Source organism: Priestia sp. AB (assembly GCF_028369225.1).
GTDB lineage: Bacteria > Bacillota > Bacilli > Bacillales > Bacillaceae_H > Priestia > Priestia megaterium.
On record NZ_JAQMYN010000004.1, the window covers coordinates 375860 to 400877 of the forward strand.

31 protein-coding genes and 1 pseudogene are annotated in these 25018 nt (G+C 36.4%); 10 read left to right on the forward strand and 22 right to left on the reverse strand.

The window, feature by feature from the left end; genetic code table 11:
- The first annotated feature begins 64 nt into the window (after positions 1 to 64).
- Positions 65 to 265 carry a hypothetical protein gene (locus POF52_RS15155; RefSeq protein ID WP_271993312.1) on the forward strand — a complete coding sequence of 67 codons (201 nt, stop codon included), beginning with the start codon at positions 65 to 67 and terminating at the stop codon, positions 263 to 265.
- A 62-nt stretch (positions 266 to 327) separates the two neighbouring features.
- Here the strand turns inward: POF52_RS15155 and POF52_RS15160 are convergent, their stop codons facing one another.
- A complete protein-coding gene (locus tag POF52_RS15160) occupies positions 328 to 825 on the reverse strand; it encodes a hypothetical protein (RefSeq protein ID WP_271993313.1) in 498 nt (165 codons plus the stop codon).
- Between the two features lie 114 nt (positions 826 to 939).
- Between POF52_RS15160 and POF52_RS15165 the strand changes: the two genes are divergently transcribed.
- Positions 940 to 1110: a hypothetical protein gene (locus POF52_RS15165; protein ID WP_271993314.1), complete on the forward strand. Its 171-nt coding sequence runs from the start codon at positions 940 to 942 to the stop codon at positions 1108 to 1110.
- Between the two features lie 14 nt (positions 1111 to 1124).
- Positions 1125 to 1898, forward strand: a complete 774-nt coding sequence (locus POF52_RS15170) for a Cof-type HAD-IIB family hydrolase (RefSeq protein ID WP_271993315.1) — start codon at positions 1125 to 1127, stop codon at positions 1896 to 1898.
- Positions 1899 to 1924: 26 nt separating this feature from the next.
- Here the strand turns inward: POF52_RS15170 and POF52_RS15175 are convergent, their stop codons facing one another.
- The 3 genes from POF52_RS15175 to POF52_RS15185 all read right to left on the reverse strand — a co-directional run bounded on the left by POF52_RS15175 (position 1925) and on the right by POF52_RS15185 (position 4780).
- The gene (locus POF52_RS15175) at positions 1925 to 2290 is read right to left on the reverse strand and encodes a cupin domain-containing protein (RefSeq protein ID WP_271993316.1); all 366 of its coding nucleotides are present in this window, start codon (positions 2288 to 2290) and stop codon (positions 1925 to 1927) included.
- Between the two features lie 31 nt (positions 2291 to 2321).
- Positions 2322 to 3575: an erythromycin esterase family protein gene (locus tag POF52_RS15180; protein WP_271993317.1), complete on the reverse strand. Its 1254-nt coding sequence runs from the start codon at positions 3573 to 3575 to the stop codon at positions 2322 to 2324.
- 140 nt (positions 3576 to 3715) lie between these two features.
- Positions 3716 to 4780 carry a beta-carotene 15,15'-monooxygenase gene (locus tag POF52_RS15185; RefSeq protein ID WP_271993318.1) on the reverse strand — a complete coding sequence of 355 codons (1065 nt, stop codon included), beginning with the start codon at positions 4778 to 4780 and terminating at the stop codon, positions 3716 to 3718.
- 232 nt (positions 4781 to 5012) lie between these two features.
- Between POF52_RS15185 and POF52_RS15190 the strand changes: the two genes are divergently transcribed.
- Complete coding sequence (locus POF52_RS15190; protein WP_176584366.1) at positions 5013 to 5315, forward strand: hypothetical protein; 303 nt, start codon at positions 5013 to 5015, stop codon at positions 5313 to 5315.
- A 431-nt stretch (positions 5316 to 5746) separates the two neighbouring features.
- On the opposite strand, the gene POF52_RS15195 is transcribed toward POF52_RS15190, so the two are convergent.
- Complete coding sequence (locus POF52_RS15195) at positions 5747 to 6073, reverse strand: antibiotic biosynthesis monooxygenase family protein (RefSeq protein ID WP_271993319.1); 327 nt, start codon at positions 6071 to 6073, stop codon at positions 5747 to 5749.
- A gap of 63 nt (positions 6074 to 6136) precedes the next feature.
- A complete protein-coding gene (locus POF52_RS15200) occupies positions 6137 to 6859 on the reverse strand; it encodes an FxLYD domain-containing protein (RefSeq protein WP_271993320.1) in 723 nt (240 codons plus the stop codon).
- Between the two features lie 182 nt (positions 6860 to 7041).
- Here POF52_RS15200 and POF52_RS15205 point away from each other — a divergent pair, with 182 nt between their 5' ends.
- Positions 7042 to 7866 (forward strand): hypothetical protein, encoded by an 825-nt coding sequence (locus POF52_RS15205; protein ID WP_271993321.1) that lies wholly within the window; start codon positions 7042 to 7044, stop codon positions 7864 to 7866.
- A 57-nt stretch (positions 7867 to 7923) separates the two neighbouring features.
- On the opposite strand, the gene POF52_RS15210 is transcribed toward POF52_RS15205, so the two are convergent.
- Entirely contained in the window at positions 7924 to 9381 is a 1458-nt protein-coding gene (locus POF52_RS15210) for a S8 family serine peptidase (RefSeq protein WP_271993322.1), read from the reverse strand.
- 257 nt (positions 9382 to 9638) lie between these two features.
- On the opposite strand from POF52_RS15210, the gene POF52_RS15215 reads away from it, so the two are divergent.
- Positions 9639 to 10505 (forward strand): alpha/beta fold hydrolase, encoded by an 867-nt coding sequence (locus tag POF52_RS15215; RefSeq protein WP_271993323.1) that lies wholly within the window; start codon positions 9639 to 9641, stop codon positions 10503 to 10505.
- A gap of 240 nt (positions 10506 to 10745) precedes the next feature.
- Here the strand turns inward: POF52_RS15215 and POF52_RS15220 are convergent, their stop codons facing one another.
- The 9 genes from POF52_RS15220 to POF52_RS15260 form a co-directional block, all read right to left on the reverse strand.
- Positions 10746 to 12209, reverse strand: a complete 1464-nt coding sequence (locus tag POF52_RS15220) for a sensor histidine kinase (RefSeq protein ID WP_271993324.1) — start codon at positions 12207 to 12209, stop codon at positions 10746 to 10748.
- Entirely contained in the window at positions 12197 to 12874 is a 678-nt protein-coding gene (locus POF52_RS15225) for a response regulator transcription factor (RefSeq protein ID WP_271993325.1), read from the reverse strand. The genes POF52_RS15220 and POF52_RS15225 overlap by 13 nt, the downstream gene beginning before the upstream one ends.
- Before the next feature lie 7 nt (positions 12875 to 12881).
- Positions 12882 to 13652 (reverse strand): ABC transporter permease, encoded by a 771-nt coding sequence (locus POF52_RS15230; RefSeq protein WP_271993326.1) that lies wholly within the window; start codon positions 13650 to 13652, stop codon positions 12882 to 12884.
- Between the two features lie 13 nt (positions 13653 to 13665).
- A complete protein-coding gene (locus POF52_RS15235) occupies positions 13666 to 14493 on the reverse strand; it encodes an ABC transporter permease (RefSeq protein WP_271993327.1) in 828 nt (275 codons plus the stop codon).
- Positions 14490 to 15215, reverse strand: coding sequence for an ABC transporter ATP-binding protein (locus tag POF52_RS15240; protein WP_176584376.1), 726 nt, complete (start codon positions 15213 to 15215; stop codon positions 14490 to 14492). Before POF52_RS15240 ends, POF52_RS15235 begins: the two co-directional genes overlap by 4 nt.
- A 63-nt stretch (positions 15216 to 15278) precedes the next feature.
- The gene (locus POF52_RS15245) at positions 15279 to 15542 is read right to left on the reverse strand and encodes a YesK family protein (protein ID WP_042452457.1); all 264 of its coding nucleotides are present in this window, start codon (positions 15540 to 15542) and stop codon (positions 15279 to 15281) included.
- 67 nt (positions 15543 to 15609) lie between these two features.
- Positions 15610 to 16686, reverse strand: coding sequence for a DUF4030 domain-containing protein (locus tag POF52_RS15250; protein ID WP_271993328.1), 1077 nt, complete (start codon positions 16684 to 16686; stop codon positions 15610 to 15612).
- Positions 16670 to 17197: an RNA polymerase sigma factor gene (locus POF52_RS15255; protein WP_176584378.1), complete on the reverse strand. Its 528-nt coding sequence runs from the start codon at positions 17195 to 17197 to the stop codon at positions 16670 to 16672. Before POF52_RS15255 ends, POF52_RS15250 begins: the two co-directional genes overlap by 17 nt.
- Positions 17198 to 17346: 149 nt before the next feature.
- A complete protein-coding gene (locus tag POF52_RS15260) occupies positions 17347 to 17658 on the reverse strand; it encodes a hypothetical protein (RefSeq protein WP_271993329.1) in 312 nt (103 codons plus the stop codon).
- A 559-nt stretch (positions 17659 to 18217) separates the two neighbouring features.
- Between POF52_RS15260 and POF52_RS15265 the strand changes: the two genes are divergently transcribed.
- Genes POF52_RS15265 through POF52_RS15275 form a run of 3 tightly spaced genes read left to right on the forward strand, consistent with a single transcriptional unit; the run spans position 18218 to position 19438 of the window.
- Positions 18218 to 18700 (forward strand): DUF2975 domain-containing protein, encoded by a 483-nt coding sequence (locus tag POF52_RS15265; protein ID WP_171776865.1) that lies wholly within the window; start codon positions 18218 to 18220, stop codon positions 18698 to 18700.
- A gap of 29 nt (positions 18701 to 18729) precedes the next feature.
- On the forward strand, positions 18730 to 19209 hold the full coding sequence (locus tag POF52_RS15270; protein WP_176584380.1) for a DUF2975 domain-containing protein: 480 nt from the start codon (positions 18730 to 18732) through the stop codon (positions 19207 to 19209).
- A 10-nt stretch (positions 19210 to 19219) separates the two neighbouring features.
- A complete protein-coding gene (locus POF52_RS15275) occupies positions 19220 to 19438 on the forward strand; it encodes a helix-turn-helix domain-containing protein (protein WP_013084157.1) in 219 nt (72 codons plus the stop codon).
- Positions 19439 to 19708: 270 nt separating this feature from the next.
- On the opposite strand, the gene POF52_RS15280 is transcribed toward POF52_RS15275, so the two are convergent.
- Positions 19709 to 20128, reverse strand: coding sequence for a GNAT family N-acetyltransferase (locus POF52_RS15280; RefSeq protein WP_271993330.1), 420 nt, complete (start codon positions 20126 to 20128; stop codon positions 19709 to 19711).
- Positions 20129 to 20318: 190 nt separating this feature from the next.
- Positions 20319 to 21161, reverse strand: a complete 843-nt coding sequence (locus tag POF52_RS15285; protein ID WP_271993331.1) for a LysR family transcriptional regulator — start codon at positions 21159 to 21161, stop codon at positions 20319 to 20321.
- Between the two features lie 117 nt (positions 21162 to 21278).
- On the opposite strand from POF52_RS15285, the gene POF52_RS15290 reads away from it, so the two are divergent.
- Positions 21279 to 22022, forward strand: a complete 744-nt coding sequence (locus tag POF52_RS15290; protein WP_271993332.1) for an SDR family NAD(P)-dependent oxidoreductase — start codon at positions 21279 to 21281, stop codon at positions 22020 to 22022.
- Between the two features lie 80 nt (positions 22023 to 22102).
- Here POF52_RS15290 and POF52_RS15295 read toward each other — a convergent pair whose 3' ends face one another.
- The 4 genes and pseudogenes from POF52_RS15295 to POF52_RS15310 all read right to left on the reverse strand — a co-directional run bounded on the left by POF52_RS15295 (position 22103) and on the right by POF52_RS15310 (position 24960).
- On the reverse strand, positions 22103 to 22822 hold the full coding sequence (locus POF52_RS15295) for a nucleotidyltransferase domain-containing protein (RefSeq protein WP_271993333.1): 720 nt from the start codon (positions 22820 to 22822) through the stop codon (positions 22103 to 22105).
- Positions 22823 to 22886: 64 nt separating this feature from the next.
- Positions 22887 to 23273 (reverse strand): annotated as a pseudogene (locus POF52_RS15300) (sugar phosphate isomerase/epimerase family protein); the annotation flags it as partial.
- A 209-nt stretch (positions 23274 to 23482) separates the two neighbouring features.
- Positions 23483 to 23788: a hypothetical protein gene (locus POF52_RS15305; RefSeq protein ID WP_271993334.1), complete on the reverse strand. Its 306-nt coding sequence runs from the start codon at positions 23786 to 23788 to the stop codon at positions 23483 to 23485.
- A gap of 122 nt (positions 23789 to 23910) precedes the next feature.
- Complete coding sequence (locus POF52_RS15310) at positions 23911 to 24960, reverse strand: LacI family DNA-binding transcriptional regulator (protein WP_013084165.1); 1050 nt, start codon at positions 24958 to 24960, stop codon at positions 23911 to 23913.
- Positions 24961 to 25018: the final 58 nt, after the last annotated feature.

Sequence of the window (25018 nt, forward strand, 5' to 3'; positions counted from 1 at the left end):
TTGGATAACAAGGTATATTGTTATAAATAGGAAATTATTTTATAAACTGAAAGCGAGGATACATATGGGTCTATTAATGATTACTGCCATTATCACTTTATCGGTTATCTTGGACTACTTTATTTTTGACTATGATGATAAACACTGGGGCTGGTTAAAAAAAGCTTCTAAACCAGTTAGAAGAAGTGTTATTGGTTGTTACTTGCTTATGTCATTTGTTATTTATTTTGGTTTGAGTCTTCCATATATTAAGCCTTTTTTATAAATACTAGTCTACCTAAACTGGTTAGCCTATAACTCTTACCCAAAAGTTACAGGCTAACCAACTCACTTAACCACCACTACAAATTGTTTGTCTTCAAATGTAAACATTTCTCCTAATTCATAGATGTACTTCTTTTTATTTAATTTATAATGCTTTCCAAAATAAAGCGTTTTTAAGTTAATAAACGTATCTAGACTTGAATCTTTTTCTTCCGCTTCATCACCGTCCAAGCAAGAATATAATTCCATGTGACAGCCCTCTACAAGGCATTCCTCAATATAAGTAAACAACGCTCTTATTGATTTAGAATGTGCATCACAAGATACTTCGTAGATATAGGGCAAGGTGAATGCGTGCTCTATGTCACTGTACCCGTCGGTTAAGTGATTGATACTAATACCGTACGCATCTTCTTCTTTCTCGTAGATTGTAATTAGCTTATCTTTCTTTTGATTTCGATTAAAAGGAGAAACTTCGGATAAAGGCACCAGCGTTTCTTTTGTGCTAAAGCTTCCTGTAGGCAATTCATAAGGAGAACCTATATAGCGATGTACGGTCATACTCGTCACTTCTCTTTCTCTTTGCTTATGTAAAATACTATTATTCTATCGCTTTCACTAAGATTACATACAAATCCAAGGAAAATATGTATAATAAAGCCAGGAGGTGACAGCATGAAAAAACTACTGCCTTTTCTATTTTTAGCCGCTCTTTATTTGTATGACTCTTCATACAACCATACTGCTTTTTTACATAAACCAGTTGTTTCGGCGTTTTCATATGCGGCAGCTATCTTAGTTTGTGCATTATTATTTGCAAATGTAAAAAAAGATAGAGCTGTTTAAGCAAGGAGATTACTATGAGCTATAAAATCGTATTCTTTGACGTGGACGGAACTCTTACTCATCACGAAAACGGGACTATTTCCGCTAAAACTCGAGAGATTGTAAAAAGCTTAAAACATAAAGGAATAAAAGTTGTTGCCGCAACAGGCAGACCTTTATCTCTCTGTGAAGAAATTAAAGAATTAGGCATAGATACGCTCATTACCGCAAACGGAGCGTTTACTGTACATAATGAAGAAGTCATTTGTAAGCTGTCCATGGACAAGCACGTCGCGCGCGAAGTCTTTGAATATGCAGCCTCGCAAAATCACGGTCTTTCATTTTATACAAAAGAGCTCAGCATGAACGGAATCAAAGATGATAATATTTTAAAAGCCCTGAAGGAAACATTATCGCTCAGTGATTATCCTCAAATGAATGAGCGTATTTATGACGAAGATATTTATTTAATGTGTCTATATGGTGATGATAAAACGGCTGAGCAGTATACGCAGCGATTTCCTCATTTAATGTTTAAAAGATGGCACCCTTTTGTCGTAAGTGTTCTTCAAGAAGAAATTACAAAATCGGTAGCTATCCTGAAGGTCTTAGACTATTTTAACATCGATCAATCCGAGGCTATCGCATTCGGAGACGGAGAAAATGACATCGATATGATAGAATTAGCCGGCCTTGGAATTGCGATGGGGAACGGATCTGATAAGTTAAAAAACGCCGCAGATTTTGTCACGAAGAAATCGGGTGAAGACGGGATTGAGTTTGCCCTTAAAAATTTTGAAGTCCTATAGAAAAGTGGCACGCCTAGATAACTTATCTAAGCGTGCTTTTTTCTTTCCATAAATGTTTCAGGATGTAGCTCCTCCGATTGAATGACAATGGCCGTCATGCCGGTTTCACTTCCCGATGTATGCCACTCTCCTTTTTCCCACAGTACTGCTTCTCCACGTTTAATGGATATTCGTTTTTGATTCTCTCCTGTTACCCATCCCTCACCTTCGACTACGATAAATAGCTGAGAGATAGGAGCTTGATGATGCCCTATCGTTCCTTCTCCTTCTATATACATATAACCGATCGTAGCTGCTTCATTTGTTCGTGCCATTTTTATGTAAGTGGCTAAATGCGACTGATATTTTTCTACTTTTTTGCCATGTTCTTTGCTGCATTTATAGATTTTCAATGTGCACCTCTTCTTTGTTCATTACGATTTCTTATTTATTTTTACTGCGTTTAAGATACTCAGGCGGAGACACAGACTCAACAAATAAAGCACCGTCTAGCTGGTCACGCGGTACAAATAAAGTTGGCATAGTACCACTTTCTAAAAAGATCGTTTTAGTAAATATCCATTTGTTGTCTGATTTTTTTTCAAGCTGTGAGAAATCAGTAAATAAGGCCGGTGATTGCACTTGATGCATATAGTCCTCTAGACTTTTTTTAGGCGGCTTCTCTATTTTATATGGCTGCCCTGTATCCGTATGTATTTCACCTTCATACATAAATAAGCCTAAGTAATAAGACTGTTTTTTTATTTCATTAGAGACAATCGCTCCTAGAGGTTCAAATCCCGTAAACGTTTTGTATTGTTTAAAGATATGAAGATTATGTGCCCAAATAATGATGTTTTCCTCAGGATACAGCTCCTGACAAACCCACTCTAGATTTTCCTTCATCCTTTTTTCTCTTACTTTTTTATACGTTCGATGATTATGGTGAATATGGTTAATAAAATATAAGCGATTTTGCAGGCATCGAATAATTATTTTAACTTTACATACAAGCTCTTGATTTTCAAGATGCAAAACGTATTCTTCAAGTAGATAAGCTTCTAAATCTCCTATCACTGCGCTTGCTTTTTCTTTAAACTCTGCAAACTCACGTAGCATTTCTGCTGGGACTTTTTTTCTTCTCGCTTTATATTGCCCTAGCTGGTAGTACCATTTATATATACTTGATTCAATGTATTCTATCTTTTCTATCACGTCTTCAGACACTACGGGACTCAGCTGCTGAACAAATTTTACGAAAAGATCAGGATTAGAAGAAGGGTTAATATCTATTCCTATTAAACTTAAATCTGATTTTTTCATTAGCTGAAACAAAGGCAGATTTTCTTTTGTTGCCCATAAAGAATAAACGGCGTTTTTTAAAAAGTCTTCATCTGTAAACTCTTCCTTTAACTCATTAGCGCTGTAGCATTCAGCTAATCCGCTTTCAAATGCCAGTACGGTAAAATTCATTTCTTTATGTAGAAATTCTATTATTTTTGACTTCATCATATTATGTTCTCTTATGTTGTGACCATTTTCCCCTAACCACACAGTTCTCTTATCTTTTACGATATGACGGAGAAATTCAAACTCTTGAGGCGTACATTCAGCCGGTTCGCTTAAATGAATTGAGTTTTTAGATAGCCACTTCACAGAGTTTAAATACCTCTCTTTTCCTTTTGAAAAAATCCCCATATTCTATCCTCCTTCACCAAGTTACCTATTACTTCCATTTTACTAAAATACAGCTAACACTTCACTATTTATGTCCAATAGCTGATCAGCAGCAAAAAGACCTTATAGATACTCCTATAAGATCTTGTTTTTCTAAAGTTCTAGATCAACTCATCCCGCTGAGCTTTCTCCAAACGCTCTTTGACTATTTTTTTAAACGCGTGAGGATCATCTACGCGAATGGCAACCTGCTTGTATTTCTTTTTGATTCCCATAAAAAGCGTTGCTTCGATTGGAGATTTTAGTGTTAGTAAAAGATCAGGATGAACGGTTTCAAAATCGCGTGCGATAAATTCAATCGTGGTGTTAGGGATTTTTTGTTCGAGGATGTGAGTATCTTCAATTATTTCTTCAATATCTTGAAATCTGATTTTCATACGCTTGGCTAAGCCAAAAGAAACGTATAGACAATCATCGTCCACTCGCAAAGGGTTAAGCCTTAATGCTTGAATATCTCCTAAAAAGAAAACAATGCTGTAAATATTAAGAATCAGTAAAACGATTGAAAGAATGATAGACGTATTATGCAGCAGCCAGTGAAGCCCTAATGTTTCAATGACAATCGCATGAATAATCATAATTTGAAACGTAATAAAACTTGAGCGTTTATACAGAGTAAACGTATTCCCTTCATTACTGGGCTGCTTCTTCCACGTTCCAAATGCATAGTAAAACATCAGCATTTCTGAATAAAGGATGTGTATAAACGTTTGGTTGGGGAACTTTTCGTTTACAGCCCGCGAAAAAGAAAATAAAAGCGGCAAAGAGCTTGATTTGATCCTTCTCAAAATAGGCGGTACGTTTTTAACTAGCATAAACAACAGTGAAAATTCAAATAAAATGAGTAGTCTTTCTATGCCAACACCTAGCCACGTAACCGACTGAAAAGAAGCCAAGTATTCACTTGGAATGATAAAACGCGCAGCAATAAGGCCTGTGGCCATTAATACGATAAAATATTTCACGCTAAACTTACGCTGCCAGGCTAGAAATAAGAGTGGAGCCACAAGGCTTAAGTCTAAAATAGAACCTACTACTACTCCGTTGAGATCAGCAGGCAGCGACTGAAGTCCAAAAGAAGAATGATACAACACGTAATTTGAGCTTATCACTAACAGCAGTAAAAAAAGAGCAACAAAAGAAACTGTTTTTTTATGAAGAACCAAACAATCCACCTCACTTTAGTTAGTGAAACACGCAAATTCCTGTTACTTCCATTTTACCAGTGGAATTGATTTAAGTCACTTTGTAGCGTGACATTATGTTATAAAATCATTTTTTTCACCAATTTTTTTATACAAATAATTTACAATGTAAAAAGAGTTTGACATTTATGGAACTGATGATAAAATAATAAATGTAAAATACTTTTTACATTTATAATAAGGAGGAGTAAGAATGGATTGGGTTAAAATTGTGTATTCATTCATCCTGTTAGTTTGCGGAATTTTGATTTTTGTTACATCATCTTCTCGAAAAGGTGATGAAAGGAAGAAGTTTATCAGCACGAAGGCTCAATCATACGCATTTGTGGTAGTTATAGGTATGCTGATTTTAGAAGTTATAGAGTCCATTTATCGGACTTTTCAAGGAAAAAGTTCTTATGATGGCATTGGCATTTCGCCGCTAATATTTCTAACGATGATTTCAGTTGTATATTTGATAACGTTTCTCACCTACAGAAAAAAATACGGTGATTAAATGAAAGATCACGAGTAAGAAATAAAGAAGTTCAGCTCATCTTTCCTGATGAAACGATAAATATAGCCTTACTTTATAATTAGCTTTTAATACAGCCTCTAGATGATATACGACAGTAGATGAGCTTGTTATAAGAGTTTTATTAACAAGGAATAACTAGACCTCCTACTGAGGTTTTTTTTGTGCACTCTTAAAATAAAACATCTCCCGTAACTAAAGTCAGGAGATGATATCATAAACGTTTAGTTCATTAGCGTTTTCTCACTCTCTATTCCATTTCTCAAGTGATTCAACAATTCTATCGTTTTGTTTAACAATCGTTCTTAGCTTTGCTTCTAATGAACACAAAGGGATAAAAACGGCTATAAATTCTACAATAGCTAAAAATATAAAGGCTTCTCCCCTTTTTTAAATAATCAACCATATACTCCCTACATTTCAAAAAAGCTATGTCTTTCCACTTTGCACACTCTAAGCGAAAACGTTTGATACCATTCTTTTTTTCCTTTGTGCTGGGCTGCGCGGTGGGCTGAGTTTTCTTTCCACCTTCTTATTGATTCTAAGGAATCCCAGTATGAAACGGTAATGCCTAAATCTTGATCTCTAGCACTTTCTATTCCTAAAAAGCCTTTTTGTTTAGATGCAAGCTCCACCATTTTATCTGCCATTATCCCGTAACCCTTCTCTCCTTCTGTTCTTTCAGAAGCGAAAATGACAGCATAATAAGGGGGATCAGGGGTTTTAGCAATTCCAGGCATCTTAATTTCCTCCTTTAAATAAAGTCTAATTAATCACAAAAAGAGTCTAATGTGAAGACTCTTTTACTCTTGATACGTAGAAGCTACTACTTTATATTTTTTCACTTTTGCTAGTTCTTTATCAGGGATTTCCGATGAAGTAGCGTCAAAAGGAATGGATTTTCCAGGAGTCAGCTGCGCTTCTTCGGATTGAAATATAGTTCCTATAAACTCATTTTGTTTTCCATACAAGGCTCCACCAACCAGAATATATTCAGTAGATTCTTTGGTATTGTTTGTAGCTGTTCCTTTAATATGTAGGATGTGATTCTCTTTTTCCTGACTCATTGCGTCGCCTTTAATTTTCAAGCTCTGCACATTACTTGCAGGTTTTATCGGATTAATCTTGACCTTTACATTATATGTATCTGGTTCTTTATTAATAATTCCTTCCGCTGAAATGTACCCTTCCTCGCCCGGCTTTAGTACATAGGGAGCAAGATGAACGTCGGGGTCACTTGGAATAATATGCGGATCAAGGACTTTTCCAGTTTTGTTTACATATTTTATTGTTGTATCGTTTACATTAAGCGTTTGGTCACTTTCATTTTTTATAACCGCAGAATAACTCAGTACGTGATCATGAGTGATGGAATCTGCAAGTGTATAACTTTTTTCTTCTATTATTTTTATTTTCCCTTCTTTCGTTTTTTCTTTCTTATGCTGGGCATTGTCCGTTTCCTTGTTGCATCCAGCCAGAATGAACAAGAATGCTAAGAGTATTCCTAGCAGCAGTCTTACTTTCATGATGATTCCTCCGTTTAATACTATTTTTTTCACAAATTCCATTATAATACTTTTTTGGATTTATCTAAAGGGAATTTCACACCTAATTAGAATATGCTAAAATTATAAAAAGATAAATATTCCATTTATGTGATATAGTTCTTTACATATAAGTAATAAACAAATAGAAATGGAGTTTCAACATGAGGAACATAAGCAAGATAACAACTGGGACCATTACGATAGCTTTGGCGCTTGGATTAATGGGGTGCAGTCACACAAGTTCAAACAATGAAAGCATAGATGGAAGCGAGGCAAAAAAAGAGCTGGCTATAGAGCTGAAATTTCTCCAAAACGAGTCCGAACGCTTAATCAATAAAGACGGAAAGATAGAAGATAAAACGTTTCAAAGCTATAAAAACGATTTTAACCTGCTTTCTGCGTCTATTAATAGTACGTCAAAAGTAGAAACACAAAGTGATAGCGAGCTAAAAGAAAGCATAGCCCACTTAACAAAAGACGTAGATACTTTAACAGAAAAAGAGTATGTAAAATCCTATAAAAAATTTAATTCAAGTAAGACTATTTATGAAGTTACGCTAATGAACAATATGCATGACGTTATAGGTGCAACAAAAATTTCAGAAAAAAGCAATAACGTGTTAGACTCATTTGATGATAAACACTTCCATTCTTCTGAAGCACAAATAAAAAAAGATATGGGGCCTGCGATTGATCATATCAACACCGTATCTAAATATAAAATAGAGCTCATGCAAGACGAAATCCAAAAGCATCGCGATAGTTTCACCAAGCTGCAGCTTGAACAATTAAAAAAAGCCACTCATAATTTTGATTTGTCTCTCAACGATCAAATTAAATCGATTCAATCCTATCAACCTATAAGTGGAGATTATAATATAAGCAGAAACTTTCGCTATAATTCCTATGATAAATATACGAATGCCTGTGTATACATTACCGACTTCGAATCTAATTTAGGAATTGCTAAGGCCGGTGAATTTTAAGAAAACCTCTCTAAAATTAGTTTTAGAGAGGCTTTTTGGCTACATTTATTACAAACGCTAGTTCTTTATATCTTTTAACGCTCTATAAGCATTTGCTTCTCCTGAACCAAATAAAGCGTCATGTCCTTTTTTTCCATAGTCAAAAGCTGTTTGCTTAATACGTGCTGTTACTTGAGCGGGTTTATACTCAGGATGAGCTGCTTTAAGAACTCCTGCAATTCCAGCTACTTGAGGAGTTGCCATGGAAGTACCAGCATTTAACTCATAGGAAGTCCCTAAATACGTAGGCCATGTACTCAGAATTAAATTGCTTGGATCAGCCGCTGCAGGATCATTGGTTTTGGCATATTTCTCTCCAAAATCCCCTCCTGGAGCCGCCACGTCAATGGCACTGTTTCCATAGTTAGAGTAGAAAGCAAGCTGCTGAGTAGACCATTTTGTAGAAGCCGAGACATTAATCACTCCTGGCATTTGTGCCGGTACAACAGTTGCAGGACCTTTGACACTTATTCCATACGGTTCATACAGGGTATTTAAAAATTCATTTACTTCCTTTTTATTATCCAAATTCAAACTTTCATTTCCGCTACCGGCTACGACCGTTACGCCATTTTTTACTGCGTACTGAATGGCTCTTTTCCAAAGCAGTGTTTCAGCAATTGATTTATAACTTTCTCCTTCAATAGTCATTTTGTTATTATTATAGAAACGAAGAGACATATTAATAACATCGACTTTATCATTGGTTGCGGCAATAATTCCGTCTATAATCCAAGCAGGCATTCCAAGAGCTTGCTCTGAGTACAGGACGCGATAAGAACGTATTCCGAGTTCTGGTCCTACTCCTTTTACTTTTCCGTTCGCTCCGATGATCCCGGCAACATGCGTACCGTGTCCATTACGATCTTTTATATCTGCGGGATCCCCAGTTTCAGATTCATCCATTCCAGCCGGAACAAGATTACGTCCACCTAGTATATTATTTTTCAAATCAGGATGAGATGCATCAATACCCGTATCAATTACTCCCACCACTGCTTTATGAGTTGTACTACCGTCTTTATTTTTATATCCGCCTGTTTCTACATCATAAGATTTTCCGCCATTTGTCACTCGTTGAATATCCCACTGAGAGTCCCAATAATTCTCTGCATTCTGTGAGCTGATCATATTAGACTTATAGTTATAAGGACTAACTGATGTTTTGTCCAAGCTTAGAGGAATTTCCCTGTTAGCAGCTTCGATCGAAGAATTCCCTTTTAAATTATTAAGAAAAGAAGACTGTTCAGATTGAGCTTCTATCCCTCCTACTTCAGGAAGCGCTTTAGTCACTTTGCCACCAGCTTTTTGAATAATCTCTTGATAGTTGTCTGGCAATCCATTTTTAAAAGCGATTGTGTATGTGTTACTTACCTTTTGATCTTGACTCTTAGCTTGAGTAGGAACTCCGCCAACGGCAAACATTCCTGCTCCTACTGCCAGTGAAAGCACCGTATGTAGAATTTTCTTTTGCATATGTCTCCTCCTATATATGGAAATATTTATCATATACTATCTTATTACATACTCTTTTAAATTCCAAGTTTTTCTAATAGATTACGATTATTCAAAATAAGACTGGGGTTATATTTCATAAACAATAACCAAAATAAGGATTTTAAAAGAGCTTTATAGCTCATTTATCGCGTAAAGAAACCTTATTAGTTGATGCATCAACTAATAAAGAGTAAAGTTTTTCTATAATAAAGGTTAAAAGAGAAAGGATGAGTAACATGTTTAAAGACGGTTATGTAAAAGTAAACGATGTAAATCTTCATTACGTAACAAAAGGTGAAGGCGAGCTTATGCTGTTTTTACACGGATTCCCTTACTTTTGGTATACGTGGCACCATCAGTTAGAAGAGTTTTCGAAAGATTACCGCGTGGTGGCTGCAGATATGCGAGGCTATAACTTATCAGATAAGCCGGAAGAAATTTCTTCTTACAGCATGCCTCACTTAATGGAAGATGTAAAACAGTTAATTGAAGCATTTGGTGAAAAAGAGTGTGTGTTAGTAGCACACGATTGGGGAGGCGCTGTTGCATGGGCATTTGCTTATACATACCCGCAGTATGTCAAAAAGTTAGTGATGTTTGATGCACCGCACCCTTACACATTTATAAGAGAGCTTGCTGAAAATCCTGCTCAACGAGAAGCAAGCAGCTATATGAGCTTTTTCCAACAGTCGAATTCTCAAGATGAGCTACTCGCAAATAATAGCGAAAAGCTAAGAAATATGCTGACGGAGCCCGGCATTAAAAAAGGCTATTTAACTAAAGAAGAAGAAGCTAAATATGTAGAGGCGTGGAATCAGCCAAATGCAATGAAATCAATGCTTAACTACTATCGTGCGTCTTCCCTTTACCCATTTGAAGAGCGCGTTCATAAACCCGTAGCACTCCCGCATAAAGTATTTCAGTCTCCGACTTTAATTGTATGGGGAAATGCGGACGAAGCGTTTGAAAACAGTAATTTAGATGGTATTGAAGAGTACGTTCCAAACGTAACGATTCATCGCTTAGACGGTGTAGGACATGCGCCTCAGCATGAGCAGCCCCAAAAGGTAAATGAATTTATGAGAGACTTCTTAAGCAAATAAACTAGAAAAAGACTGCAAAGCACGGTATACAGCCAGCTGCTTTGCAGTCTTTTTTATAAATTATAAAACATATAGTCAACTATTAATTTCTATTATTGGATTATTTCTCAACTTTTTAATAGAGGTATACGGGGTATAAATTTTACTGTACAGATGCAGTCCCCCCAAAGGAACAGGTACATTTCTTTCTTACTTACCCTTTTTGGAACTCTCTTTTTTGAGGGTTCTTTTTTTACGCGTTTACTTCTTTCCCATCGGAAGAACAATCTTAAACAATGCTCCTCCCGTCTCCTTATTATCGGCTGTGATGCTTCCTCCGTGATTTTTCACAATGGAATGAGCAATATAAAGACCTAGCCCCAAGTTTCCGTGGCCGCTTGTTCTTGACGCATCTTCTCTGTAAAACTTTTTAAACAGCTGTTCTTTGTTGGATAGTGTAAACCCAGGACCCGTATCATATATTTCAAAGATTACTTCGCTATGATGAATGACGGTATTCCAAGCTATCTCCCCTCGTTCAGGCGTGTACCGAATACAGTTTGTGATGATATTATCTAATACTTGAGAAATGCGCTGAGGATCTCCGTAAAATTGATTTGGTCCGTCTGCTTCCCTAATCGAAGATATAAATGTAATCTCTTTTTTTTGACATAAAAGCTGAAATTCGTCTGCTTTCTCATAAACAAACGTGTTGATATTAATAGGCTCACTCTTTACGGCAAAGCCTGGATTTTCTATGACTGATACTTCTTGCAGTTGATTTAATAGTTGAATCGAACGCTGTGTATTTGTGTAGATCGTATGTAAATATCGATTAAGCCTCTCCGCGTCCTTTTTGCTTCCTTCTACTAAAATTTCGGTGTGACCGTGAATGATTGTAAGAGGCGTTCGTAAATCATGCGCAATCGCAGCCGTCATATCCTTACGGTCTTCTTCTAGCTGCCACTGTTTAGCTAGCGATTGCTTTAATTCTTTTCGCATTTCTTCAAAGGCATGCAGCAGCTGACTTAATTCTTTGGCGTCTTGAGTCACGGACAGCGAAAAATCCAAATTATTATGTTGAATATTCTTTGCGGCTGTCATCAGCTCGTTAAAAGGCCGTTCAATTTTTTTGCTAAATCGTCTTCCAAATAAATAAGCAAACAAATAAAAATAAAGAAACGGACTGGCTAGAGATAAAAACGTTACAAGCGCAACGATCCATTTAATATTTGGGTTAGCCGAAGCCATGTTTAATTGATATCTTAACGCAATGGCCCCGTTTACTTCGTCTTTTGAATCAAAAAGCGGATAGACTTTTATAATATATTTACCTGAATGGATATTTGTATTAACCTGAGAATAAAAATCGCGTTTGCTCTTGATATATGAAGTGGACATGGAGCCATACACGATTTGTCCTTCTTTTTTCATAATTTGATAATCCATGCCTTCTAGCGGAATAACCGATTCTACTTGGTTTTTAGCATCTTTAGAAAGGAGCGCATCTTCTTTTTTCTTAACGAACTGAAGAATATCGGGAATTTGTTTTTCATAATAATTTGCTGGATTCAGTGCTCCGGGCATAAAAAACCAGTTCACTGAGATGACAATTCCCCACGTTAAAAGCGTAGCAAGCAGGCTATACAGCAAAATCAAATGAAAAGATAAAACAAACTGTGCTTTTAACGTTGCCCTGTTCATCCATTTTTTTATTTTACCCATTTGTAGCCAATGCCCCAAACGGTCGAGATATAAGGTGTTTCGTCATATTTTAATAGTTTTGCTCTAATTTTTTTCACGTGTTCTGTAATAGTAGATGAATCTCCTTCCGCGTCGTAGCCCCACACTTTTTCATACAGCTGCTCGCGTGTAAACACCTGACCTGGATGAAGAGCAAGGAAATGAATGATCTCAAATTCTCTCGAAGTAAACGGAATTACTTCATTGTTATGTAAAATTTGATAGCCATTTAAATCAATGGTTAACTCTCCAAAATGAAGCCTGTTATAGGAGTTATTGCTAATTCTCTGTTCTCGGCGCAGATGAGCATAAATGCGGGCTTTTAGCTCTTTCATACTGAAAGGTTTAACTAAATAATCATCTCCACCGACCAATAGTCCTCTTACTCTGTCCTGCTCCGTTTGCTTTGCGCTTAAAAAGATGATGGGGCATGATATGCTTTTTCGGATCAGTTCACAAAGTGCAAAGCCGTCCATGCCTGGCATCATCACATCCAGCACAATTAAATCTGGATTTATTTTTAACTTTTTTAACGCTTCTTGCCCTTCGTAAGCGAACAGCACCTCATACCCTTCATCTTGCAGCGCATCTTTCATAAATGAAATAATGTCTTTTTCATCATCCACTAGTAAAATTGTTTGATTCATCTCCAGCTCACCCTACCCATTCTTTCTTTTTCCATACGAATAGGTTTATTATAAGGCTAATGAGTAAAATTGGAAATAATAGGTTCACTAAAAATTCAGAGTTTGGCCTGCTTAATTCATGAAAAACAGAATCGGTTACGGAGAAAAAGAAGCTTAGTTTATCTGACACATACACACTCCCAATTAAAGCACCAATGGTTGCGACGTAAGATAAAATGGAGTTAGGCATAAGAACACTCAGGATACTCCCGATACTAATCACCGCTATAAAGATACAAAAACAAATGCCGTAAAATTTTAGTGAATACAGCAATGCTCCAACAGTTCCTACAGTCTGTCCTCCTAAAAACGTTGTTTCATTTACATGAGGCATAACCATTTTCCCAAGGCATGTACCCACTAACCACGTAATACAAAGAATAAGAAAAACTAGTAAACATTGAACGGCCCATTTTACAAAAAACAGCTTCACGCGATGGTGCGGTCGAATTAGTACCATGCGCAGCGCTCCCGATGTGTACTCGCCGTTAAAGCTATCTGCCACAAACATCGGAATGACAATAAACGTAATCGCAAAGGATAGGTCTCGAAGAAGCAGCGGTGCTGAATTTAAAGAATCAATTTTCACGTCATGGTCTGCATCAAAAAATGAAATGCCTCCCCTTTGAAAAAAGAACCAAATAAAAGCAAGCAGTCCTGCGTACACGGCTAACACAGCCGCTGTTTTTTTTCGTTTAAACGTTCGCTCTAATTCACTGATAAAAAGTCCTGTCATCATGTCTTCTCTCCTTTTATAAAAATGATTCTTTTTTTCGAATAGCTACATATGTTAAACCGCTAAAGAATAGAACATAAAACCCTAACACGCCGAAATTCCAGCCTACAAACTGCGGTTTCTCTGCCATCATGACTGTGATTCCCTGCCATTGAATCATCGGTACAGAAGTAAAAAACAGCTGTCCAAAAAGCTCTTCACTCATCCACTGCCTAAATCCCGTTAATAAAGTCGGATAAGAAAATGAGATCAGTATAAAAGCAACACCGATTCCAACAGCCGTAGTAGTCGTTTTGCTGATAACAGAGATAAAAAACAGCACACAGCATATCGCAATAGTCGTTAAATAGGCATATCCATAGAATGAAAGATTATATACTAGCGCTTCTTTTATGTTGAAAGCATGACTGTGATAAAACACAAAGTAGGTTTGCGGATGTTCAAACATCAGAAAGCCTATCGCATAGCTCATGCAAAAATACGTCATAAAAAACAGTAAATTAAACAGCAGAATCACTGCGGCTTTTGCTAGGATGATTTCTTTAAACGAATATGATCGTATCATGACCATTCGCAGCTGTCCTGACCGGTACTCGCCGGTAACAACGAGCGTAATAAAAACTAAGAACATGGCATTAAAAACGGTAAATAACATTTCAGCTAAGCTCAGTACAGGAAAGTTTCCCGCAAACGTATACTGTGGTAAATCGACTGTGAGTGCTCCGTTTTCTTTTTGGAGATAAGATGCAGCAGCTAACAGCACCACCGGCACTAATAGAAAGGTCAGCCACGCCACTTTTCTTTTCCAGAGTCTTTCCCACTCTGCTACTAGCAGCTCCTTCATTGTGACACCAGCTCTACAAACGCATCTTCCAGATTTTTACCGGATGCTAACTGGTCCAGAGCGCCGTCCCATATTAGCTCTCCTTCTCTCATCACAACGATTTGATCACATACTCGCTGTAGTTCATCCAGCAAATGACTAGAAATCAGAATCGTTTTGTTATAGTCGCGTTTTAAGGTAAAAAGCAGCTCGCGCAGTTCACGTACGCCCATTGGATCTAAGCCGTTGGCCGGCTCATCTAGTATCAACAGGTCCGGGTCACCTAAGAGCGCTTGGGCAATTCCGAGCCTCTGCTTCATTCCAAGAGAATACGTTCGAACTTTATCGTTTTCTCTGCCAGTTAACCCCACGATATCAAGCACTTCTTTTACTCTTTGCTGCCTTTGTTGTTTTGTGTGAAATGAATGCAGGCGAGCTAAATTTGTCAGGTTTTCTTTTCCTGTCATATAAGGAAAAAAGATGGGCGACTCTACAATTGCGCCAACGCTTTGCAGCGCTTCTTTTCTTTGTGAAAAAATATGTTTGTTATTAATAAAAACTTCTCCTGCAGTAGGTTTAATTAACCCCGTCAATAAACGAATTAAGGTCGTTTTACCAGCTCCGTTTGGTCCTAGCAGTCCACATATTTCCCCTTCATTAATTCGAAACGATACTTCTTTTACTAAGTGACGGCGTCTTACCTTTTTCGAAACGCTTTTTACATCTAAAATGATATTTTTCATCTTAAATCCCCCCTACACATAGTATAGGAGGGATTTATAAAGAATTTATAAAGTTTATAAAAATTATTGTACAGGTTTTTTAGCTACGATATAGGATACCACTGCAAATAAAAGCAAAAACACGGATAAAAACAAATAGCCCGCACCTTCAAAGCCTCTTACTTCTACATAGCCAATATAAAAAAGTACAGCCGCAGTAATAAGGGTTAGAATTGAAGGAGCCATTCTAATGACCTTGTTCCATTTCATTTTTCTGAATAGCCAAGTTAACACGAGTATAAGTACACCTGGCAGCAGTGCAATAAGTAAAGGACCGCCTATCATCATCGTCTATCAACCTTTTAAAATATCTGTTACTGAGGAGCATGTATAGAGAAATATTTAAGTGCTGTGTTTAGTTTAGTTTTTTATTCCCTTTTCCGTAAATCACAACTGTGTAAGAATCACCTTTCACTTTATTTTTCATTTCTTTTGTTTCAAGAAATTCATCGATAATTCCTTTAAGTTTATCCGCAAATTTCTTATTATCTTCGGAAACGTTTAATGAAGTGTAGATAAATAATTGTGGTTCGGGATGAACAGAATAGCCTACCATCTTGACATGATATTTCTTTTTTCCTAATAAGTCTTCGCCTATATCCGTAACAATAGTTCCCCATCGATTATCTTGGTCACGTTTCTTAAGATTTATTTTCTTTATTTTTATTAAAGCATTCTCTGCCTTATTTTCAGCCAGAACAGCATGAATGAGGGCTTTTATTTCTTCTACTCTCTTTTCTGTATTAGGAATTTCCAGCTCTACTCTTGGCGGAGAATTAAAACTAACGTTAGCTATTAAAAAATCATAATGATGCTTCTCTAATTCTGTAGAAATATCAGTTTGAATCTTTTCAATTTTTTTCTCTTGTGCATTCGGTTCCGTATAGACATACGGCTCCATTCTTTCAATTTTAAACGTATAGGCATCATATTGCCTTTTGGACAAAATGTTGGTTGCAATATCAGTTATGTCTCCTCGTACCTTATTAAAATACTTCTCCGACCCTTCTACTGATACAACTAATTCTTTTTTCCCTCCATAATAGGTCTGCCCCACGCTAGCCGTTTTATATCCCTTTTTTTCAAGCTCTTGATATAATACATCTGCTATAGGCTTTTGCTTAAAAAGCTGTCCTACGTAAGGAATTTTAGCAGCCACTTGGGCCATTGCTGGAGAAACAAAAGCTGAACTAATGAATGCACCGCTCAAAAGAAAGAGGGCAATCCCACAATATACAATATTTCTTACCAGATGATTTTGTTTTATAGAAAATAAATTTCTTTTAGACTTTGGTGGTGAAGATTCTAATTGATCAATTGTTTCTAAAAGCCTTTGTTTATGTTTTTGCTTCCTTGTTGGTTTCCAAATCAACTCCTCGTTCAATTTTTCTAGCGAATTGTCATCTATATAAAAATTAAACGGTTTCTTCATATACGTATCCATCCTTTACTAACTGCTTTCTTAAAGCAGGAATTGCCCTGAACTGCGCTGATTTTACTTTACTTTCAGACCAGCCTAAAATAGTCGCTGTATCTTTAACCGAAAAACCTTGAACTTTGCGCAGTAAAATAATTTTACGATGTGAATCTTTGAGCTTTCCTAACGCTTGATACAGTTCTAGAGAAGTTTCCTTAAGCTCAATCATTTCTTGAGGTAAACGAGCATGATCCTTTTTCGAAAGAAGAAAGTCTTTTAAAAGACTAGCAGGCTTTTGTTTTCGAAAATAATCAATCGTTACATTATGGGCAATACGAAATAACCACGTCTTTTCACTAGCGTTTTGCTGAAATAAATCATAGGAAAGATAAGCTTTTACAAATGTTTCATGGGTTAAATCTTCAGCTTGCTGATAATCTTTTACGAGCATCAAAATAAATTTTAATAAGGCGTTACTGTGTTCGTCATACCAACGCTCAATCTCTTCTTTTTTCGTATTTTCCAATGTTCTGACCATCCTTTTAACTAATATTCGTTACTTAGACGTAATCTAGAATAAAAAGTTGTGGTTTTTATTTACAAAAATAAAAAAGCTCTCCTAATTAAGAAAGCTTTTACTATCACAATCTATGAAATTTTTAGTTAACCAAAGGCTTAGGGCTCGGAAATCCCATTCGCAATTGCTAATAAAAAAATTAAACCAGAAAGCAACACAAAAAAGATGCTGTTTGCGATAATGCTAAACCACACAACGCTCGGCTTTTTTGTTCGAGCTCCTAAAACTAATGCCACAATAAAGCCAATATCTATCGCATAAAACAGCCACAGCAGAATGGTCAAATCACCAGTTTCACTTGGGAAAATTGAATTTTGGGGAAGCAGCCGATTTGCAAAAAATACAACAAACGCACCTGCTATTAAAATAACTGTCAGTAAAATCAGCTTACTTTCTTTTGACATACTCATTTCAAATACCTCCTAACTAAAGAAAATAATACCATATATTATTGAATTGAAAAATACAGATTCTATGGTCCCAACATCAAAAAAAAGGACATAGATTTTTATTTACGGGTTCTTTTCTGAGGTGCAAAATTTAATTTCATAATGCATTTTCAGGGTGAATTCACACATGAATTCACGTTTTTTATTTGCTTGGTATTACTTCTATATTTACTATTCCCCCTTAAATTCAAGCAGGAATTCGCATAAAAATTCTTCAATATGGAAATAATTATTTGAATTTAACCGTGAATTATTTAGTGAGTTTTAAGGATATTATTTATTTTAAGTAGGGTCTGATATCTTTCGGTGTTGATTTTGGAAGTTTTGTTGAACAAGTTGTAAATTTAGCATTCTAAAGTAAGAGCATTTCTTTGTAATGAGAAATGCTTTTTATTTTGTATAAAATTAAAAGGATATTTTAATAACAACAATAATATAATAAAAAACGATAATATTTTATTGTAAAACGATAAATCATATGTTAAATTCGTATTATTATTAAATAATTGAGGTGTTTTTCATGAATGTTAAACGAGGCTCTACCACTTTCTTAAAGGTAATAATTTTTCTGATTGGAATTGCAGTGCTTGCCGCATGTATATTTTTGTTGCCTGAGGCAGCCAGAAAAGATGCTGTAGAGCGTCCTGGTGATTATTCGCTATATCCACTTTTGATATGTACATATGGAATATGTATCACATTTTCTTTAGCGTTGTATCAAACTTTTAAACTTTTAACCTATATCGAAAAGAATAATGCTTTCTCTGAGTTATCTCTTCAATCTTTGAAGGTAATAAAAAAATGCACTTTTACTGTCATTTTCTTTATTTTGTTAGCAATAGTTTATTTAAGGGTGCATGCTCAATTCACTGGTGATGATGCAGCAGGCCCAATATCTCTAGGTCTAATGGGCATCTTGGCAACAAGTATCATCGCAGCCATTGTGGACGTGTTTCAAAAACCTATAAAGAATGTCATGGATTCACAGCCAAAAAACAATTAACATTTAGAAATATAGGAGAGGTGTTTTTTATGAAGATAGCAACCACATTATTTTTGAAGATAGCAGTTATTCTCATTGGAATTCTAGTTCTCACTTTGTGCATATTTCTGGTTCCTGAACTGGCAGATGCGGTAGCGAATTTCTTGGGTACTTATTCCATAAAATATATCATTTTCATCCTTTTATATGGAGGAACATTACCTTTTTACTTCGCCCTTTATCAAGCTGTTAAACTGTTGAGTTATATTGACAAGAACATTGCTTTCTCCGAATTGTCTGTTCGAATTTTAATGAGCATCAAATACTGCGCCATTTCCATCTGTAGTTTGCATGTTTTAGGTTTGCCCGTCTATTATCTCGTGGCAGATAAAGATGATGCCCCAGGTCTCATATTTGTTGGAATGGTCATTCCTTTTGCTTCGTTGGTTATCGCAGTTTTTGCTGCTGTTCTCCAAAGGCTTTTGCAAGAAGCGATTAACATAAAATCAGAAAATGATTTAACGGTCTGAGGTGGAGGATATGGCAATTATTATTAATATTGATGTGATGTTAGCAAAACGAAAAATGAGCGTAACGGAGCTTTCAGAGAGGGTTGGAATTACTATGGCGAATCTTTCCATCCTGAAAAATGGGAAAGCAAAAGCGGTTCGTTTTTCAACATTAGAAGCAATATGTAAGACTTTGGATTGTCAGCCAGGCGATATTTTGGAGTACAAAAGTGACGAAGACAATTCATAATAAAAGACAACAAATTCCTTCAACCATGAGGATTAGGTAGTGAAATTAAAATGAAGAGGCAGCTTAATTGCTGTCCCTTCTCTGCTTTTATTGATTTATCTAATTAGAGAACTCGACTGAGAATTATATTAATATTGGTAACAAAAAGTGTGATGCGATTTGAAATGTTTGCACCTCAAAAGGGAACACGTTAAATTTTTCTACGTCCTCTTTATTATTCATTTAGTACATACTCTAAAATATCACCCGGTTGACAATCTTAGGCATAGCTCATTGCAAATATTCTTCCGCTAAAGAAGGGTTTAAGTAGCGAGCCATACCGGTTTTCATTTTACGAAACCCTGCTTTTTTATAAAACTCTTCGTTTCCTGATGTGGAAACAAGATGAACGCAGGAAATATCTTTAAGCTGAGCCAGCAAGTTTTCTATAATTTTCTGTCCGATTCCTTTGTTCTGATAGTGCTCATCAACCACAACATCATAAATCGCAGCATTAAACACCCCGTCTGAAAGAGCTCTGCCAAACCCTGCTATATTATCTTCATCATAAGCGATAGCTACTACGTTGCTTGATTGAAATACTTTTTTAATTTTTTCTTCATTATGGTTCGTCCATCCTACCGAGTGATAAATATCTTTCATTCTCGACCACTCAACATTTTCTATACAATTTGAAAGGGAAATCTTCATGGAACCTACTCCTTTTATTTTTATATAAACTATTTCTGTTTTCAAAAACAAAAGTCCTTGGTAGATCATTCATTTATCTTTCAAATCATAACGAGTATTAAGGGTATAAAAACATATATTCAATATATAAATGTAGACAAAAATAAAAGTTCAAATCATATACAATTTGAACCTAAAATAAATACTCGATTTATAGACTCCCTAAAAAATGAATAAATTTCTTAAGACTTTGAGAGCGCTGCTTCCCTTTCTTTACTACAAAATCAATATGAACGTCTTCTGAAAGCTCTTGATATTCAATGCTTTTCATATCACCACTAGAATTTACTACGCTAGCTGGGACTACACTCATGCCTATTCCATCACGAACGCCTTGTAAAATAGCTTCTAATGAATCAAATTCCATGATGTTAGCTTTATGTATATGATGTTCTTTTGAAAACTCTAATAGTCTGTTTCTATAGATGCAGTTTACATCACTATTGATGAGTAGCGTTAGTTGACCTGTTTCTGCTCTCTCTGCAGATAGAGGTGAAATAAGCACCACTTTTTCTGCATAGTGATAAACCGTTTCAAACTGAGCCTCGTTATAGGTACCGCTAAGAAAAAGTCCGTCAATTTCCCCGTACGAAAGCATTTCTTGTAAGACTTGTTTTCTATCTGTTTTGATTTTAACTTCAATATCCCGATGTTCTTTCAAAAAAGACGAAAATAAAGCTGGAACTTTACTAGCAGAAACTGTTTGCGAAGCACCAATGATTAAAGATTTTCTAAACTTATTCGGATTAACTTCTGCCTTAGCTTCCTCCATTAACAGTAAAATACGCTGGGCATAGTTAAACAAAGCTTCTCCTTCATCAGTTAACGTAACTCCTCTATTTGTACGTGTCAGTAATTTAGTATCTAACTCTTCCTCTAAGTTTTTCATTCGCTGGCTGATATGCGGCTGAACATATCCTAATACCTCCGCAGCTTTTGATAATGACTTTGCTTCTGCCACACATTTGAAAATTCGTAAGTCTTGGCTTTCCAATTTTAATTCCTCCGTTGATATCATTTTAAATGATACCTCTCTTAGTATTACCTATTATATCCTTTTTCCCATCGAAGATATAATAAAAGATGTTAAGAGAAAGGAAGGTTTATAGAAATGATCGTTTTTAAAAATAAAGTATTTATTATTACGGGCGGCGGCACTGGCGTAGGTAAAGCAACGGCTTTAAAGCTAGCTGACATGGGCGCGAAACTTGTGATAAACTACACCAACTCAGAAACAGAAGCGAAAAAAGTTGTGGAGGAGATTATAGAAAAAGGAGGCACCGCATTTGCTTTTAAAGCAAATGTAGCCAACGAGCACGAAGTGAATGAAATGATTCATCAAACGATTACACAATTCGAACGGTTAGATGGATTAGTGAATAATGCTAGTATTACAGCTCAAATCCCGATGAATGACTTAGAGTCTGCAACTGATGAAGTATGGGACTCCTTATATGATGTAAACGTAAAAGGCATGTTTCACTGTGTAAAAGCAGTCGTTCCACATATGAAAAAGCAAAAGTCAGGGGCGATTGTTAATGTAGGAAGTGTTGCGGGTACAACTGGAATCGGCTCTTCTATTCCCTATGCAGCGACAAAAGCAGCGATTCATACAATGACTAAGTCGTTAGCGATTGCACTAGCACCCCATATTCGAGTAAACTGCATCTCTCCTGGTGCAGTCGACACAAGGTGGTGGTCTGGCAACGAAGATAAAATGTATCAGCTTGCAGGAAATCTGCCTCTTCAGCGCATTTCTTCTCCTGAAGATATCGCAGATGCTATTTTGTTTCAGTTAAAGCAAGAGTCTGTGACGGGCCAAGTGTTTACGATCGATAACGGGCAAACTCTTTAAGCATACGTGAATATTCATAAAAAAGAACCCCACTACTAGCAAGAAATAGTAGTGGGGTTCTAACGAGGCTACTGATTTTATCATTCTTTCCCCAGTAAAAACCCTTCAAACAGCCGGCCTCCATGTGGTTCTAACACTTTATCCACCAGTTGAATTACTTTATCTTTATTCCCTGTTTTATAAAAGGTATCAAATGCCTCTACAAACTCTTTACTAAAGCGTTCATTATAGAGATTCAAAGATCGGACAATCCATTTAGAATCCCCGATCCAATGACCGTTTGTTCTTAAAACAAATTCGTGCGTTATGTAAGCGAGCGTATTGGCGATAAAAAGTGATTCACCTGTATTTGAAGAACCTATTAAATCATCTAAGGCATCGCTTATAAAATACCTTTTTAGTTTAATCGTATCTTCCGGCCATTTTTCCGGGCCTTTTTCAAGGAGTTGGTTTGCTTCTTCTTTTATAGACTGCACTACTCCTTTATCCACTAAAATAATTCCCTCGGAAATCATTCTCGGTAGTGATGGTCTAGCCCTCTTACAGTCGTTTTTTAAAAATAATTGATAGGAAGTCAGATTATGAGCAAAAACTTCAATTGCCCACCCAAACTCAATGAGGGACTCCCTAAAAGAAGAAGTAAAATTATCATTAAAAATAACAATATCAAGGTCGGACGTATGTGTAGCTTCTCCTCTCACTACGCTTCCAGCGAGTAATGCGCCTTGACAGTTAGGGTAATGTTTAAAAATGAATTTTGTAGCTGCCTGCAGCGGTTCTAACCTTTTTAGCTCTTTCATCGTATTCCTCCAGAAAATGATATCTATATTGTTTTTCTGGTTAGGGAGTGGAAATTCCTTCAAATTAAAAGCTAAGCGTTTGTTTTAATGCCTCAACGGAAGTGCGAACTCCAGCTTCAACTGACATCGTTAAATCTTCCATTTCTAAAGAAACTTCTTCATCATAGCCCATCATCTTAACCACGGAAAAAAACTCTTTCCACCACTGTAAATCCTGTCCACAGCCTATGGCCACGTAATTCCAGGCTCTATTTGCTACATCCGTCACTTCTTTTGTTTCCATCACTCCGTTCACTCCTGATAGATGTCTCTCAAGGCGCACGTCTTTTCCATGAACATGGTGAATGGCTGCTCCTAGTTCTCTAGCTGATAAAATCGGATTTGCGCCCATCCAAATTAAGTGGCTTAGGTCTAAATTTAATCCTAAGATAGGTCCTACCGCATTACGAAGGTAGTGAACATGAAAAGACATTCCGTTTCCTTGTGTACGATGGACACGTTCATTTAAAGAAATTTTCCCCGCGATAAGATTAGCTGTCCCATGCTCCACCTTCTTCTCAACTTAAGGAACCTGTAATTTATAAGAAATTTCAGAATTCAAACCCTGTTAAAATGTGACCATGATTGATGACAATGACCAGCCGTTTTATGTCTGACAGCTTAACTAGTTACAGGAGAAGGTTTTATTTCCTTAATTGTTTTGACGATAAACACAGGGACAGGCAGAAGGCTGAGTTTTCCTAATGACGTAATGATGCGAATATACTTCATTTCACCTTCTACATCGATTTCATCTCCGATATTCCAGCATTCCATTGATTTTTGACTAAGAACAGGAAGGATTTTCAGCACATCGCCATCAAAGGAGATATTATCTTTCACCTCTAAAAAAGAAAGGCGATCCATTCTTTTATAGTGATGCTTTGGATATGTTCTTTTTTTGAATACTGTTCCGGTAATTCTCACTAAAGTCACCTTCTCTTTTTTATCAGAGTATTCCTTCCACTTTTCTGTAAACAAGAGAAGACAAAGATGATTGTCTCTCTTGTTTACTTCTCAGCAAAAAACATCATAGCATTTAAACAGCACTAGTTAATTTTCTTAGCTGAGCCTTCAAGCTGGATAAAATTTTTCACTGTGGTTTTACTTCCGCAAGACTCGCGTACGATTAGTTCATCTTTTAATACAAACTTTTTTTGTTCTAACGCTTTTCCGCTCATTAATCCAAGCAGCAATTCCATCGCTTTTTTTCCAATTTCATATTTAGGCTGCTCAATTGTTGTAATATGAGGTTCAATGATATCCGACATTTTTGAGTTATCAAACCCTACTACAGCTATATCTTCAGGCACTTTTAACCCGCTGTCTTTTGCGGCTTTTATCGCTCCGATTGCCATTTCGTCGTTAAAAACAAATACGGAAGTTGGCCGTTGTTCTAACGATAATAAGCGAATCATTTGATGATAACCGGACTCTAAGCTAAAATCTCCTTCTTGAATAAAAGCCGAATCCACGGGTAAATCGTGGCTAATCATCGCTTGGCGGTACCCTTTTAATCGATCACGGCTTAAGATAACATTCATAGGACCAGTGATATGCGCAATTTTGGTATGCCCAAGGCTGATTAAATGCTCCGTTATTTTTCGCGCGCCGCTAATATTATCAATAGATACGGTAGAAATATCTAAGCCATCAATATATTCGCACGCAAGAACCGTAGGGAACTGTCTGGAGACTTGTTCAATTCTGTCTTTATCCATTCGGGCTGTTAGAAGAATCATGCCGTCCGCTTGCTTTTGGAATAATAAATCAACAAACTCTCCTTCCCGCTCAATGTCATTTTCTGTATCTCCTAAAATCACTCGGTAGCCGCTTTTGATGGCCGTATGCTGAATTCCTTTAAGAACTTCAGAAAAAAACGGGTGGGTAATATCAGGAACCACTACTAAAATGGTTTTTGTTTCTTTTTTTCTGAACTGTCTTGCGATGATATGGGGCTGATAATTTAATTCTTCAATGGCTTTTAAAACTTTTTCCTGCGTTTCTTTGCTTACTAGGTGGGGCTGACTAAGAACTCGCGAGACAGTAGCTGGAGCTACATTAGCTAGTTTGGCCACATCACTCATTTTAACTGACATACGTTCACTCACCTTTATCTGTAGTAATTAACATTTTATAATAAAAAGTTCTATCCGT